The organism is Enterobacter sp. 118C5 (assembly GCF_034107645.1).
In the GTDB taxonomy this organism is placed as follows: Bacteria; Pseudomonadota; Gammaproteobacteria; order Enterobacterales; family Enterobacteriaceae; genus Enterobacter; species Enterobacter nematophilus.
This window is the reverse complement of record NZ_JAWNEU010000023.1, coordinates 15728-28983: the sequence shown is the minus strand read 5'-3', so window position 1 is coordinate 28983 and position 13256 is coordinate 15728. Positions and strand designations below refer to the sequence as shown.

Sequence of the window (13256 nt, the reverse complement as noted above, 5' to 3'; positions counted from 1 at the left end):
GTGCCCACACAGATTGTCTGATAAATTGTTAAAGAGCAGTGCCGCTTCGTTTTCGCTGCGGCGCGGGGTGTGCATATTACGCTTTCCCGCTTCAGAGTCAAGCGTTTATTTAGCTTTTCTCTGCTGACCCGGCGGCGCGTGTGCCGTTGTTCCGTGTCAGTGGAGGCGCATTATAGGGAGTAATTCCGAAGCTGCAAGGATAAAGTGAAAATTATTTACTGGTTGCTCACTTTCCAGGCAAAGCGCATCCCAGACCTTAATTTTTGCCTGGTTTTTAAACAAAAACGAGCCGCAAGCGGCTCGTTTTTGCGTTTTGTGACTTACTGCACTGCCACAATGCGATCGTCGTTGGCTTCCAGACGAATAACTTTGCCAGGAATCAGCTCACCGGAGAGGATCTGCTGCGCCAGCGGGTTTTCGATCTGCTGCTGGATAGCACGTTTCAGTGGACGCGCACCATAAACCGGATCGTAACCATTCTCGCTCAGCAGCTTCAGCGCATCGTCGGAGATGTGAATTTCATATCCACGCTCTTCCAGACGTTTGTACAGACGCTGCAGCTGGATCTGCGCAATCGACGCAATGTGTTTCTCACCCAGAGGATGGAATACCACCACTTCGTCAATACGGTTAATGAACTCCGGACGGAAGTTATGGCTCACCACACCGAGCACCAGATCCTTCATATGGCTATAGTCCAGTTCACCGAAACGTTCCTGAATCAAATCGGAACCCAGGTTCGAGGTCATGATGACGACCGTATTACGGAAATCGACCGTTCTCCCCTGCCCGTCGGTCAGACGACCATCATCCAGCACCTGAAGCAGGATGTTGAACACATCCGGATGCGCTTTTTCCACCTCATCCAGCAGGATGACCGAATAAGGACGACGGCGCACCGCTTCGGTCAGGTAACCGCCCTCTTCATAACCAACATATCCCGGAGGCGCACCAACCAGACGCGAGACGGAGTGTTTCTCCATAAACTCGGACATGTCGATACGCACCATCGCATCGTCGCTGTCGAACATAAAGTTAGCCAGCGCTTTACACAGTTCGGTTTTACCGACACCGGTCGGCCCCAGGAACAGGAACGAACCGATCGGGCGATTCGGATCGGAAAGCCCAGCACGGCTACGGCGAATAGCGTTGGAGACCGCTTCAACCGCCTCGTCCTGACCAATCACGCGCTGATGCAGATCCTGCTCCATACGCAGCAGCTTATCGCGTTCGCTTTCCATCATCCGCGCTACCGGGATGCCGGTCCAGCGAGCAAGCACTTCGGCAATTTCTGCATCCGTCACCTTATTACGTAATAGACGCATGGTTTTGCCTTCAGACTGCGTGGCTATCTCAAGCTGTTTCTCCAGCTCAGGGATTTTGCCGTACTGCAGTTCAGACATACGTGCCAGGTCGCCCACACGGCGAGCCTGCTCAATGGCAATTTTGGCCTGTTCAAGTTCCGCTTTTATGGTCTGCGTGCCAGAGAGGGAGGCTTTCTCGGCTTTCCACTCTTCTTCCAGCTCGGAATACTGGCGCTCTTTATCGTCCAGCTCTTCATTGAGCATATCCAGGCGTTTCTTACTGGCCTCATCGGACTCTTTTTTCAGCGCCTGCTGTTCCAGCTTGAGCTGAATGATGCGGCGGTCGAGTCGATCCAGTTCTTCCGGCTTCGAGTCAATCTGCATACGAATGCTCGACGCAGCTTCATCGATCAGGTCAATTGCTTTATCCGGCAACTGACGATCGGCGATATACCGATGCGAAAGCGTCGCCGCCGCAACGATGGCCGGGTCAGTAATCTGCACGTGGTGGTGCAGCTCATAGCGCTCTTTCAGACCACGCAGGATCGCGATGGTATCTTCAACGCTTGGCTCAGCAACAAACACTTTCTGGAAGCGACGTTCCAGAGCGGCATCTTTCTCAATGTACTGACGATATTCATCAAGCGTAGTGGCACCGACACAGTGAAGTTCACCACGCGCCAGCGCAGGTTTCAGCATGTTCCCGGCATCCATCGCGCCGTCGGCCTTACCGGCACCCACCATGGTGTGCAGTTCGTCGATGAACAGAATGACGTTGCCTTCCTGTTTCGCCAGGTCGTTCAGCACGCCTTTCAAACGCTCTTCAAATTCACCGCGGTATTTCGCACCGGCCACCAGCGCGCCCATATCCAGCGCCAGCACGCGGCGGCCTTTCAACCCTTCCGGCACTTCACCGTTTACGATACGCTGCGCAAGCCCTTCAACGATGGCGGTTTTACCAACACCAGGCTCACCAATCAGTACCGGGTTGTTTTTGGTACGGCGTTGCAGTACCTGAATCGTACGGCGGATCTCTTCGTCACGGCCGATAACCGGGTCAAGTTTGCCCTGCTCAGCACGTTCGGTCAGATCGACCGTAAATTTCTTCAAAGCCTGACGCTGGTCTTCGGCTCCCTGATCGTTCACGCTTTCACCTCCGCGCATTTTCTCAATCGCCTGAGTCACATTGGCGGTGGTTGCACCGGCAGATTTCAGCAGGTCGGTCAAGGTACCGCGTGATTCAAGCGCCGCCAGAACAAACAGCTCCGACGAAATAAAGTTGTCCCCACGTTTTTGCGCCAGCTTGTCGCAAAGGTTCAGCACGCGCACCAGATCCTGAGACGGCTGCACGTCGCCGCCGGTACCTTCTACCTGCGGTAAACGGCTCAGCGCCTGATCGATAGCGGTGCGTAACTGGCCAGCATTAATGCCAGCGGACGTTAATAAAGGACGTACCGATCCCCCTTCCTGATTCAGCAAGGCGCTCATTAAATGAAGAGGTTCGATGAATTGGTTGTCGTGCCCCAGTGCAAGGGACTGGGCATCGGCGAGAGCAAGCTGGAATTTATTAGTAAGACGATCCAGACGCATAACTCCTCCCATAACAGGTCAAATTTGCTACTGGAGATTAAATGAGGTCATCCCTCAATTATTCAAGGTTAATGACCTGAATTATGTGAAAAGAAAACGGCACGTGCCGGATCGTCTTGATTCTTTAGGTTATATCAGCCAAATGAAACTTGCCATACGACCCGTCGTCTTGTCGCGGCGATAGGAGAAAAAATCACCCTTTTCGGTGAACGTACAGCGATCGCCGCCGAAGATCTGCGTTATGCCAATATTATTCAGGCGCTGGCGGGCGAGCTGGTAAATATCCGCCAGATATTTTTCCCCGGCAGGCTGGAAGGCCTCAATGGCTTGCGGATCTTTATCCATAAAGGCTTCGCGAACCTCTGGCCCCACTTCAAAAGCGCGAGGGCCAATCGCCGGACCAAGCCAGGCCATGATATTAGCGGGATCATCATTAAAGCAGGCGACGGTCTCTTCCAGCACGCCCTCGCACAGGCCACGCCAGCCCGCATGCGCGGCAGCAACTTCAGTGCCCGCGCGGTTACAGAACAGAACCGGAAGACAATCGGCAGTCATTACGGCACAAACCGTGCCCGGCGTATTACTGTAAGAGGCATCGGCGCGTTTAGAAGCGTAAGGTTCTCCCGTCAGCTTCAGTACCGCTTTACCGTGAACCTGCTCCAGCCAGACCGGTTTCGAGGGCAGATTTCCCGCAGCAAACAGGCGCGTGCGGTTCTCTTCAACATGTTCCAGGTTGTCGCCGCAGTGCGCGCCAAGGTTTAAAGACTCCCACGCGCCCTGGCTCACGCCGCCAATACGGGTCGAACTACAGGCGGCCACGCCTGCAGGCAGCGGCCACTCCGGGACAATCAGTTTGGTCATAACCAGTCCACTTGATCCTTATGTTCTTCGAAATCGGCACGCATGGCGTCAATAAGTTCCACCATATCCTGTGGGATAGGCGCATGCCATTCCATCTGGATACCGCTGATGGGGTGATAAAGACGCAGCATGGTCGCGTGCAGTGCCTGACGATCGAATTTACGCAATACGCTGATGAACTCATCCGATGCGCCTTTCGGCGGACGCGGACGACCGCCGTACACCTGATCCCCCACCAGCGGATGGGTAATGTGCGCCATATGTACGCGGATCTGGTGAGTACGGCCGGTTTCCAGGCGCAGGCGCAGGCGCGTATGAATACGGAAGTGCTCCATAATGCGATAGTGCGTCACCGCCGGTTTACCCATCGGATGCACCGACATATGGGTACGTTTCGTCGGGTGACGGCTGATCGGCTCTTCTACCGTGCCGCCAGCGGTCATGTGCCCAATGGCCACCGCTTCATATTCGCGGGTGATTTCACGCAGCTGCAGCGATTCCACCAGACGGGTTTGAGCGGGAACGGTCTTCGCCACCACCATCAACCCGGTGGTGTCTTTATCCAGACGGTGAACGATGCCCGCACGTGGAACATCCGCAATCGGCGGATAATAATGAAGAAGTGCGTTAAGTACCGTACCGTCAGGATTACCCGCGCCCGGATGAACAACCAGGTCGCGCGGCTTGTTGATCACCAGAATGTCATCATCTTCATAGACGATGTCCAGAGGGATATCCTGCGGCTCGAAGCGGATTTCCTCTTCGATTTCAGCATTGATGGCAACAGCTTCCCCACCAAACACTTTCTCTTTTGGTTTGTCCCAGATCTTGCCGTTTACCAGCACGCGCTGGTCAAGGATCCATTCTTTTATGCGTGAACGCGAATAATCAGGGAACAATTCGGCCAAAGCCTGATCTAAGCGTTGACCGAGCTGATTTTCGGAGACTGTTGCGGTGAGTTCTACTCGTTGTGCCATAAACTGCTTCTTTGTTTAACGTTGGGTTTTACGGCTTTGCCGTTTAATATAGTGTGCTATTGTAGCTGGTCTTAATCGGGAGCAGGAACAGAGTTTCTCCCGGACAAACATTTGAGGAAAGTCAAAACGTCATGACGCGCATGAAATATCTGGTGGCAGCGGCCACGTTGAGCCTGGCTTTGGTGGGCTGCTCCGGTTCGAATGAACAGGTCCCTGACAATCCGCCGAATGAAATCTATGCGACTGCACAACAAAAGTTGCAGGACGGTAACTGGAAACAGGCGATAACGCAACTGGAAGCGTTGGATAATCGCTATCCATTTGGTCCGTATTCGCAGCAGGTACAGTTAGATCTTATCTACGCCTACTACAAAAATGCCGATCTGCCGCTGGCTCAGGCAACTATCGATCGTTTCATGCGTCTGAACCCGACTCATCCTAACATCGATTACGTTATGTACATGCGCGGTCTGACCAACATGGCGCTGGACGACAGTGCTCTGCAGGGCTTCTTTGGCGTAGATCGCTCCGACCGTGATCCGCAGCATGCGCGCGATGCCTTCAATGACTTCTCCAAGCTGGTGCGCGGCTATCCGAACAGTCAGTACGTCACAGACGCGACTAAACGTCTGGTGTTCCTGAAAGATCGTCTGGCGAAATATGAGTACTCCGTTGCGGAATACTATACCCGCCGTGGCGCATGGGTTGCGGTGGTTAACCGCGTAGAAGGTATGCTGCGTGATTATCCGGATACTCAGGCTACGCGTGACGGCCTGAAGCTGATGGAAAATGCTTACCGTCAGATGCAGATGACCGCTCAGGCTGAAAAAGTGGCGAAAATCATCGCCGCGAACAGCAGCAACACCTGATATCGCTTCAATGCAAAACGGCAGCCCGAAGGCTGCCGTTTTTTATTCATTTCAGACATCCGCTGAAGCGCTTTAGCCCCAACACATCCCGTCAACTATGACCGCAATTCGTACCTTCCACAAGGTAAATCTCACCTCTTCCTGCCCTGCCTCACAAAAAAGATTCCCTGACAAAAACCAACAAAATAACGTGATCTAAATCACACATTTTGACATTAGGTCGGGTATGCTGGAATCACCAAGACGGAAAGACAAGAGGTAAAATTTATGACAATGAACATTACCAGTAAACAAATGGAAATTACTCCGGCAATTCGCCAGCACGTCGCAGACCGTCTCGCCAAACTGGATAAATGGCAAACACATTTGATTAATCCACATATCATCCTGTCCAAGGAGCCTCAGGGTTTCATCGCTGACGCAACTATCAATACTCCAAACGGCCATCTGGTCGCCAGCGCAAAACATGAGGATATGTACACCGCAATTAACGATTTGATCAACAAGCTGGAACGGCAGCTCAATAAAGTGCAACACAAAGGTGAAGCCCGTCGCGCCACAACATCGGTGAAAGACGCCAGCTTCGCGGAAGAAGTTGAAGAAGAGTAATCCTTTAAATTGAGTGTACCGCCAACGCGCCTTCGGGCGCGTTTTTTATTGACAGGGTGAAAACAGTACGGGTACTTTAACGGTATCAATCACAGGATGACTTTATGAAACTTACGCCGTTCTTCTTCGCATTCTTTTTTACCTTCCCCTGAACGGGAGGCGTTTCGTCGTGTGATAAAGAATGCGAAGACGAACAACAAGGCCTCCCACACCGGGGGGCCTTTTTTATTGATAACGATAAAATGAGACAGGCAACACTATGACACCGGAAAACCCGTTACTGGATCTGCGAGTAAAAATCAGCGCGCTGGATGAAAAATTACTGGCGCTGCTGGCCGAACGCCGCGCGCTCGCCATTGAAGTGGGCAAAGCCAAGCTGGACTCCCATCGCCCGGTGCGTGATATCGACCGCGAGCGCGATCTGCTGGAGCGTCTGATCCAGCTCGGTAAAGCGCATCACCTCGATGCCCATTACATCACCCGGCTGTTCCAGCTCATCATTGAAGACTCTGTACTCACCCAGCAAGCGTTACTCCAGCAGCATCTGAACAAAACCAACCCGCACTCGGCGCGCATCGCCTTCCTCGGGCCTAAAGGCTCCTACTCTCACCTGGCCGCACGTCAGTATGCCGCGCGCCATTTCGAAGAGTTTATTGAAAGCGGCTGCGCAAAATTCGCCGATATTTTTAACCAGGTTGAGACCGGCCAGGCGGATTACGCCGTCGTGCCGATTGAAAACACCAGCTCCGGTGCCATTAACGACGTCTACGATTTACTGCAGCACACCAGCCTGTCTCTGGTCGGCGAACTGACGATCCCTATCGATCACTGCGTGCTGGTCTCCGGCTCAACCGACCTGAGCACGATCGAAACCGTGTACAGCCATCCGCAGCCGTTCCAGCAGTGCAGCCAGTTCCTGAACCGCTATCCGAACTGGAAAATTGAGTACACCGAAAGCACCTCGGCGGCAATGGAAAAAGTGGCGCAGGCCAACTCCCCAACCGTTGCGGCGCTCGGCAGCGAAGCGGGCGGCGCGCTTTATGGCTTACAGGTTCTGGAACGCAATCTTGCTAACCAGACGCAAAACATCACCCGCTTCGTGGTGCTGGCCCGCAAGGCAATCAACGTATCAGACCAGGTGCCGGCGAAAACCACGCTGCTGATGGCGACCGGCCAGCAGGCGGGCGCACTGGTAGAAGCCCTGCTGGTGCTGCGCAACCATAATCTGATCATGACCAGGCTGGAATCACGCCCAATCCACGGTAATCCATGGGAAGAGATGTTTTACCTCGATATCCAGGCCAACCTGGAATCTGCCTCCATGCAGAAAGCCCTGCGAGAACTGGGTGAAATTACCCGTTCAATGAAAGTGCTGGGCTGCTATCCGAGCGAAAACGTCGTTCCGGTCGATCCAAGCTAGCATTCAATAAAACGGCTTTTCTTCATCCCTGCCACATTAACCGGCAGGGTGAAGATGGCACCGGAAAGCGGATACTTCGCCACCTCCTCCGCACCCATATTTTCCCGCGTGGTGGTAATAAACAGCGTTTTCATGTCATCGCCGCCAAAGCAGACCATCGTCGGGCAACGCGCCGGCATGCGGTATTCTTCCAGTTGCTCCCCCTGCGGTGAAAAACGCGCGATACGCCAGCCGTCAAACAGCGCGCTCCAGTAGCAGCCTTCCACATCCATCGCCGCGCCGTCGGGTATCCCTTCTCCCGCTTTAAACTGACGAAATACCTCACGCCTGCCGGGTTCACCCTGTTCATCAACTGGCGTGCGGTATATAACGCCGTTTGGCGTATCAGAGGTAAACATCCACCGCTTATCCGGGCTAAACGCTAAGCCGTTATGCCCGTGAATATCACACTGGATCACTTTCGGTGTCAGATTGTTGTCGATGCGCATCAGCAGCGCGCCGTTGTAATCTCCCGGTCCCCAGAACGTGCCCGCATAGAAGCGCCCCTGATGGTCGGTCCCCCCATCATTAAAACGCGCAAGCTGCGGGTTTGAGGGGTTATCGCACACCTTGCGCTGCAGGAGCCCATGCTTATCGGCAAGCCAGATGCCGTTGCGCATAGCGACGATAAAGCCGCCTCGCTCGCGCAGGGCAAAGCAGCCCACCTCTTCATGGAAGGAAAGCACGGTATGTTCCGCCGTCGGCAGGTGGTAGCGGTGGATCTCCCCTTCCAGAATATCCGCCCAGTAAAGCGCATTTTCTTCTGCGCTCCACGTTGGGCATTCGGGCAGATGCCCGGTGTAGTTCAACAGCAACTGCGGTTCAGCCATGACAGTTCCCCAAAATGAAAAAAGCCAGCATTGCTGGCTTTCAGTATATACATCATTGGATTACTGGCGACTGTCATTTGCCTGGCGCAACAGCGTGCGGCTTTCACTCTGGAAACGCGTAGCGTAATCGCCGAACCAGTGCTCCACTTTGCGGAAGCTGTCGATAAACGCCTGCTTGTCTCCGTGCTCCAGCAGCGTAATGGCTTCGCCAAAGCGCTGATAGTAGCGCTTGATCAGCGCCAGGTTATTTTCAGACGACATAATGATGTCGGCGTAAAGCTGGGGATCCTGCGCAAACAGACGCCCGACCATCGCCAGCTCAAGACGATAGATTGGTGAAGAGAGCGCCAGCAGCTGTTCAAGCTGCACGTTCTCTTCCGCCAGATGCAGACCGTAGGCAAAGGTCGCAAAGTGGCGCAGCGCCTGAATAAACGCCATGTTCTGATCGTGCTCGACCGCGCTGATGCGGTGCAGCCTCGCCCCCCAGACCTGAATCTGTTCCAGGAACCACTGGTAGGCTTCCGGCTGGCGGCCGTCGCAGTAAACCACCACCTGCTTCGCCAGGCTGCCGCTGTCCGGGCCAAACATCGGGTGCAGGCCCAGCACCGGGCCCGTATGCGCAGCCAGCATTGCCTGCAGCGGACCGTTTTTGACGGAAGCCAGATCCACCAGAATGCAGTCTTTCGGTAAAGGCGGGAGCTTCCCGATGATCTGCTCCGTCACGTGGATCGGCACGCTGACGATAACCATTCCGGCATCTTTCATCAGTTCCGGTGCTTGTGCCCAGTCCTCTTTTTCCAGAATGCGCACCTGATAGCCAGAAAGCGTCAGCATTTTCTCGAACAGACGCCCCATCTGTCCTGCTCCGCCAACAATCACCACCGGACGCAGGGACGGACAGAGGGTTTTAAAGCCCTTGTCGTTTTCGCTGGAGTAGGATTCCCGCATCACGCGGCGCAGAACATCTTCAATCAAATCCGGCGAAACGCCCAGCGCCTGGGCCTCTTTACGACGGGAGGCCAGCATTGAGGCTTCGCGCTCCGGGACGTAAATCGGCAGGCCGTATTTGCTTTTCACCTCACCGACTTCGGCAACCAGCGCCATGCGGCGCGCCAGCAGGTCCAGCAGCGCCTTATCCACTTCATCAATTTGATCGCGCAGTGCGGTCAATTCAGCAACCATAACTACCCTCTTAAGCCAGACGCGTCGCCAGCTGGCCGCTTAAATCTTTATGGATCTCACGCAGCAGCGCATCGGTGGTTTCCCAGCTGATGCAGGCATCCGTCACGGAGACGCCGTACTTCATCGCGCTGCGCGGCTGTTCTGATGACTGATTACCTTCATGAATGTTGCTCTCAATCATCAGGCCGATAATAGAACGGTTTCCGTCTTTGATCTGTGCGACCACGGATTCCGCAACCGCTGGCTGGCGACGGTAATCTTTATTCGAATTACCATGACTGCAATCTACCATCAGTGCCGGACGCAGTCCCGCCTGTTCCATCTCTTTTTCACACTGCGCCACGTCCGCCGGGCTGTAGTTTGGCGCTTTACCGCCGCGCAGGATCACATGGCCGTCCGGGTTGCCCTGCGTTTGCAGCAGACACACCTGGCCCGCCTGGTTGATACCGACAAAGCGGTGCGGCATGGCGGCAGCGCGCATGGCGTTGATCGCCGTCGCCAGGCTGCCATCGGTACCGTTTTTAAAGCCAACCGGCATCGACAGGCCAGACGCCATCTCGCGGTGGGTTTGCGATTCAGTCGTACGCGCACCAATCGCGGACCAGCTGAACAGATCGCCCAGGTATTGCGGGCTGTTCGGATCCAGCGCTTCGGTTGCCAGAGGCAGCCCCATGCTGACCAGCTCCACCAGCAGGCGACGCGCAATCTTCAGGCCTGCTTCCACATCAAACGAGCCATCCATGTGCGGATCGTTAATCAACCCTTTCCAGCCGACGGTCGTACGTGGCTTCTCAAAATAGACGCGCATTACCAGATAGAGGCTATCGCTGACCTCCTCCGCTAATGCTTTAAATCGACGAGCATACTCAATGGCGGTTTCAGGATCGTGAATAGAGCAAGGACCACATACCACCAGCAGGCGCGGATCGCGGCCGGCGATAATGTCAGAAATGGTCTGGCGAGAATGCTCGATCTGAGCCTCCTGCGCGGCGCTCAGCGGAAACTCCGCTTTCAGTTGATCCGGGGTAATCAAAACCTGTTCGTCAGTGATATGTACGTTGTTCAGCGCGTCTTTTTGCATGATAGCGATCCTGTAAAGCTCGTTTGCGATAGTTGTTTTCCTCAGTGAGGTGAAACCACGATACCATAAAAAGTAAACATTTCAATCCAAAATACGTACACATTAGTTTACATAGACGAATTAAATGCAAAAATCAGCCATCAAAACCGTAAAGTTTAAATTACACACTAATTTTCTCCCGCCAGGCTATGCTGAAGAAAGAGGAGAAGGATTATGCGATCGATTGCTTTCGTCCTGCTGTCGCTGTTTTTATCGGGCTGCCAGATTAATCCTTACACTTTCCAGCCCAACTGGACGAGCCCGGATTGGTTCACTGCGGGTAAAGAAGACGCCATGAATGGCCTGCCGGTTAAAGATAACCAGACCCTGGCCGATAGTCTTAACGACCCCAACATCGATCGGAGTGAATATCTCCGTGGCTATGCTGATGGTCAGAAGAAAGTATGCGAAGAAGGCTTTATTCATGCCTGGGGATTAGCGGGCAAATCTTATCCAGCCAGTTGTGATACCGTTGAAAATGCAGCGAAACTGCATGCGTCATGGCAAAAAGGAATGGATGAAAGTATGCGTTCCAGCAGGCTTAATTAAGTCTGCTTTTATTCTTTGAAAAATAAACAACTGTAGGATTTAGCTTAGGTCAGCCATGGGCTATTTCTGACATAATGACGGTTCTGATAAACAATGGTATTCTGCCCGCAACTCTTAAGGACATCTATTTCCGGAGCGGTGCGGCGGATTCTGGTGAGAAATTTATACTTGAACTCTTTGTTCCGACTCACTCTGGTGCTAATGCTGTTCCTTATGGTGGGCCCGGCGATGGCAGGCGCGCTCACGGAGACAGATAAATCGGTACGTTCTATTGTCTCAGGCATAGTGAGCTATACGCGATGGCCGTCGCTTTCCGGTCAGCCTAAACTCTGCATCTATGCCACTTCTCACTATACGCACGCGCTCAGCGGAGACCAGGGGCATAATGAGTTACCCTATACCCCCGTTATTGTACGTAACGATCGGGAAGCCCTGGCCGCGACATGCGATGCTGTTTATTTCGGGACTGAACCACCTGCGAAACAACTTGAATTAATAAGTCAATATCAGGGCAGAGCATTGCTATTAATCTCAGAGCAAAATCCGGAATGTGTTATTGGCAGTGCTTTTTGCCTGATAATCGATCGTGGCCAGGTGCGGTTTTCCGTCAATCTGGATGCGTTGACGCGCAGTGGCGTCAGGGTCAGCCCGGATGTATTAATGCTTGCACGGAATAAGCAGCATGGATAAAGATTTCACCTCGACGCCGCGTCCGACGTTTAAAAGAACGCTGAGGCGAAACAGCATGATAAGCGTCATCATCACGATGACGTTAATATGGCTGTTGCTCTGTTTTGCCTCGGTCGTAACATTAAAACAATACGCGCAAAAAAATCTCGAATTAACCGGCGCCACAATGAGCCACAGCCTTGAAGCCTCACTGGTTTTCAACGATTCACTGGCAGCCAACGAAACGCTTGCTGCGCTGGGTAAGCAGGGGCAGTTTGCCGTTGCAGAAGTCATCAACGGGCATAAAAAGCGCTTTGCCTACTGGTCCTGGAACCCAAAGGATAATAACGACACGCTGGGTGCGCTGGTGAGCCGCTGGCTTTTCCCCGTTCCGGTTGCGCAGCCAATCATGCATAACGGCGCGGCAATCGGCGAAATTCGCCTTACCGCGCGTGACAGTCTTATCAGTCATTTCATCTGGATGTCGTTTGCCGTCCTCACCGGCTGTATTCTTTTTGCAACCGTCGTCGCGCTCACCATTACCCACTCTCTGCACCGCGGCATGGTAACGGCGCTGCAAAATATCACCGACGTTGTGCATGACGTGCGCACAAACCGCAACTTCTCCCGCCGGGTGAAAGATGGCCGTATCGAAGAATTTCATCAGTTTGGTGAAGACTTCAACAGCCTGCTGGATGAGATGGAAGAGTGGCAGCTTAAGCTCCAGGCGAAAAACGCTCAGCTGCTGCGTACCGCCATGCACGACCCGCTTACCGGTCTTGCCAACCGCGCGGCGTTCCGTAACAGCATTGCGGCGTTAATGAATGACCCTTCCGCAAGAACAAACTCGGCCCTGCTCTTCCTCGACGGTGACAATTTTAAGTTTATCAACGACACCTGGGGACACGCGGCAGGAGACTGCGTATTGATTGAAGTCGCCAGCAGGATGATGGAGTTTGGCGATAAACGCCATCAGTCCTACCGCCTTGGCGGTGACGAATTTGCCATGGTGCTCTACGGCGTGCATTCTGAGACTGAGGTTCAACACATTTGTGCTGCGCTAGCGCAGCAGTTTATCCGTCCGTTTGATCTGCATAACGGACTAAAAGCATCGATGTCACTCAGCATTGGCTTTGCTCTGGCGTGGGAAAATGCGTCCGTTGAAGCATTACTGGAGAAAGCCGACCGCAATATGTACCAGGTTAAAAACCAGCGTACAAAAACAATAAGTTAGAAA

At 53.5% G+C, this 13256-nt stretch carries 13 protein-coding genes and 1 other annotated feature; of the genes, 7 read left to right on the top strand and 6 right to left on the bottom strand.

Annotation, left to right across the window (positions count from 1 at the left end; all coding sequences use genetic code 11):
• Positions 1-320: 320 nt before the first annotated feature.
• From clpB to rluD, 3 genes are all read right to left on the bottom strand, one after another.
• A complete protein-coding gene (clpB, locus tag UTO39_RS21715; RefSeq protein ID WP_041908644.1) occupies positions 321-2894 on the bottom strand; it encodes an ATP-dependent chaperone ClpB in 2574 nt (857 codons plus the stop codon).
• Between the two features lie 129 nt (positions 2895-3023).
• Positions 3024-3755, bottom strand: coding sequence for a purine nucleoside phosphorylase YfiH (yfiH, locus tag UTO39_RS21710; RefSeq protein WP_253543056.1), 732 nt, complete (start codon positions 3753-3755; stop codon positions 3024-3026).
• Positions 3752-4732, bottom strand: coding sequence for a 23S rRNA pseudouridine(1911/1915/1917) synthase RluD (rluD, locus tag UTO39_RS21705; RefSeq protein WP_028014116.1), 981 nt, complete (start codon positions 4730-4732; stop codon positions 3752-3754). The genes yfiH and rluD overlap by 4 nt, the downstream gene beginning before the upstream one ends.
• A 131-nt stretch (positions 4733-4863) precedes the next feature.
• Between rluD and bamD the strand changes: the two genes are divergently transcribed.
• The 4 genes from bamD (at position 4864) to pheA (ending at position 7630) form a co-directional block, all read left to right on the top strand.
• Positions 4864-5601: an outer membrane protein assembly factor BamD gene (gene bamD / locus UTO39_RS21700; RefSeq protein WP_023308867.1), complete on the top strand. Its 738-nt coding sequence runs from the start codon at positions 4864-4866 to the stop codon at positions 5599-5601.
• Between the two features lie 267 nt (positions 5602-5868).
• Complete coding sequence (gene raiA, locus UTO39_RS21695; protein ID WP_008502470.1) at positions 5869-6210, top strand: ribosome-associated translation inhibitor RaiA; 342 nt, start codon at positions 5869-5871, stop codon at positions 6208-6210.
• Between the two features lie 103 nt (positions 6211-6313).
• Positions 6314-6439 (top strand) — a sequence feature (Phe leader region).
• Positions 6315-6362 (top strand): pheA operon leader peptide PheL, encoded by a 48-nt coding sequence (gene pheL, locus UTO39_RS21690; protein WP_100249759.1) that lies wholly within the window; start codon positions 6315-6317, stop codon positions 6360-6362. It overlaps the preceding feature by 48 nt.
• A gap of 30 nt (positions 6440-6469) precedes the next feature.
• Positions 6470-7630 carry a bifunctional chorismate mutase/prephenate dehydratase gene (pheA, locus tag UTO39_RS21685; RefSeq protein ID WP_061097350.1) on the top strand — a complete coding sequence of 387 codons (1161 nt, stop codon included), beginning with the start codon at positions 6470-6472 and terminating at the stop codon, positions 7628-7630.
• On the opposite strand, the gene UTO39_RS21680 is transcribed toward pheA, so the two are convergent.
• The 3 genes from UTO39_RS21680 to aroF are packed head-to-tail and all read right to left on the bottom strand — an operon-like array spanning position 7627 to position 10762.
• Positions 7627-8499, bottom strand: coding sequence for an SMP-30/gluconolactonase/LRE family protein (locus UTO39_RS21680; RefSeq protein ID WP_320728076.1), 873 nt, complete (start codon positions 8497-8499; stop codon positions 7627-7629). The two genes, pheA and UTO39_RS21680, sit on opposite strands and share 4 nt — an antisense overlap.
• A 60-nt stretch (positions 8500-8559) precedes the next feature.
• On the bottom strand, positions 8560-9681 hold the full coding sequence (gene tyrA, locus UTO39_RS21675) for a bifunctional chorismate mutase/prephenate dehydrogenase (protein WP_028014119.1): 1122 nt from the start codon (positions 9679-9681) through the stop codon (positions 8560-8562).
• Positions 9682-9691: 10 nt separating this feature from the next.
• Positions 9692-10762 carry a 3-deoxy-7-phosphoheptulonate synthase AroF gene (aroF, locus tag UTO39_RS21670; RefSeq protein WP_320728075.1) on the bottom strand — a complete coding sequence of 357 codons (1071 nt, stop codon included), beginning with the start codon at positions 10760-10762 and terminating at the stop codon, positions 9692-9694.
• A 213-nt stretch (positions 10763-10975) separates the two neighbouring features.
• On the opposite strand from aroF, the gene UTO39_RS21665 reads away from it, so the two are divergent.
• The 3 genes from UTO39_RS21665 to dgcN all read left to right on the top strand — a co-directional run bounded on the left by UTO39_RS21665 (position 10976) and on the right by dgcN (position 13253).
• Positions 10976-11350: a DUF2799 domain-containing protein gene (locus UTO39_RS21665; protein ID WP_061097347.1), complete on the top strand. Its 375-nt coding sequence runs from the start codon at positions 10976-10978 to the stop codon at positions 11348-11350.
• 228 nt (positions 11351-11578) lie between these two features.
• Positions 11579-12040, top strand: coding sequence for a YfiR family protein (locus tag UTO39_RS21660; RefSeq protein WP_407065114.1), 462 nt, complete (start codon positions 11579-11581; stop codon positions 12038-12040).
• Positions 12033-13253, top strand: a complete 1221-nt coding sequence (dgcN, locus tag UTO39_RS21655) for a diguanylate cyclase DgcN (protein ID WP_061097345.1) — start codon at positions 12033-12035, stop codon at positions 13251-13253. Before UTO39_RS21660 ends, dgcN begins: the two co-directional genes overlap by 8 nt.
• Positions 13254-13256: the final 3 nt, after the last annotated feature.

What these genes read in the sequence shown, in the direction of transcription:
- bamD (WP_023308867.1), top strand. Translation starts at nt 4,864, where the DNA reads ATGACGCGCATGAAATATCTGGTGGCAGCGGCCACGTTGAGCCTGGCT.
- UTO39_RS21660 (WP_407065114.1), top strand. Translation starts at nt 11,579, where the DNA reads ATGGCAGGCGCGCTCACGGAGACAGATAAATCGGTACGTTCTATTGTC.
- clpB (WP_041908644.1), bottom strand. Translation starts at nt 2,894, where the DNA reads ATGCGTCTGGATCGTCTTACTAATAAATTCCAGCTTGCTCTCGCCGAT.
- pheA (WP_061097350.1), top strand. Translation starts at nt 6,470, where the DNA reads ATGACACCGGAAAACCCGTTACTGGATCTGCGAGTAAAAATCAGCGCG.
- tyrA (WP_028014119.1), bottom strand. Translation starts at nt 9,681, where the DNA reads ATGGTTGCTGAATTGACCGCACTGCGCGATCAAATTGATGAAGTGGAT.
- yfiH (WP_253543056.1), bottom strand. Translation starts at nt 3,755, where the DNA reads ATGACCAAACTGATTGTCCCGGAGTGGCCGCTGCCTGCAGGCGTGGCC.
- UTO39_RS21680 (WP_320728076.1), bottom strand. Translation starts at nt 8,499, where the DNA reads ATGGCTGAACCGCAGTTGCTGTTGAACTACACCGGGCATCTGCCCGAA.
- dgcN (WP_061097345.1), top strand. Translation starts at nt 12,033, where the DNA reads ATGGATAAAGATTTCACCTCGACGCCGCGTCCGACGTTTAAAAGAACG.
- aroF (WP_320728075.1), bottom strand. Translation starts at nt 10,762, where the DNA reads ATGCAAAAAGACGCGCTGAACAACGTACATATCACTGACGAACAGGTT.
- UTO39_RS21665 (WP_061097347.1), top strand. Translation starts at nt 10,976, where the DNA reads ATGCGATCGATTGCTTTCGTCCTGCTGTCGCTGTTTTTATCGGGCTGC.
- rluD (WP_028014116.1), bottom strand. Translation starts at nt 4,732, where the DNA reads ATGGCACAACGAGTAGAACTCACCGCAACAGTCTCCGAAAATCAGCTC.
- raiA (WP_008502470.1), top strand. Translation starts at nt 5,869, where the DNA reads ATGACAATGAACATTACCAGTAAACAAATGGAAATTACTCCGGCAATT.